Source organism: Mesorhizobium sp. M8A.F.Ca.ET.021.01.1.1 (genome assembly GCF_003998025.1).
Lineage (GTDB): Bacteria > Pseudomonadota > Alphaproteobacteria > Rhizobiales > Rhizobiaceae > Mesorhizobium.
Map to the genome: position 1 here is coordinate 1 of NZ_RZSJ01001052.1, position 686 is coordinate 686.

Consider the following 686-nt stretch of genomic DNA (forward strand, 5'->3'; position numbering starts at 1 on the left):
GTGCGCGCCGACATAGCGCTCGTCGTTGAGCAGAAAGAGGAATGGAACCACGGTCAGCGGCAGGCTGGCGGCCGTTAGCGCCATCGAGAATATGGTGAGCTTGAGCGGGTCGAGTCCCAGCATGATGGGAATGGCGGCCAGAAACAATGAAACGGTATAGACGGTGCTGAACCCGGGATCGTCACGCGGTTTGAGATCCTCACCCCAATCCCAGCCGAAACCTTGCGCCACCAGATAGGCCTGTTGCAGCCCGACTTCGACCGCCGCGCCGAAGCAGGCAATGCCGAGCGAAGCGACGAACAGCACAAAGCCCCAAAAGCCGAATATCGGTATCAGCATCAATGGCAACTGATGATAATCATCCACCTGCACGATGCCATTCGTTGCAAGCACGAGCGCGGATACGATCAGCACGCTGACCGAGATCGTGCCGCCGAAGGTCATGCCGAGCCAGGCAATCGCCCTGTTGACCCCAAGATAGCTCTTGTCCCATTTGTCCTCGATCGCTCCCGAGGAATAGAACATGAACAGGTATGGCGATATCGAAGCACCAAGAATGCTGACCGCCATGAACCAGTAGTTTGCCGCGTCGTGCGCCGGCAAAGAGGGCACGGCGCCAGCCGCGACCGCCTTCCAATCCGGCTTCAGCATGACCGCGCCGACGACGAAACACAGCGTCACCAGAC

Annotated in this window: 1 protein-coding gene; it reads right to left on the minus strand. The window is 59.0% G+C overall.

The window, feature by feature from the left end; all coding sequences use genetic code 11:
* The coding region (locus tag EOA36_RS36530) for a divalent metal cation transporter (RefSeq protein ID WP_145969561.1) at window positions 1-686 on the minus strand (686 nt) is incomplete at both ends.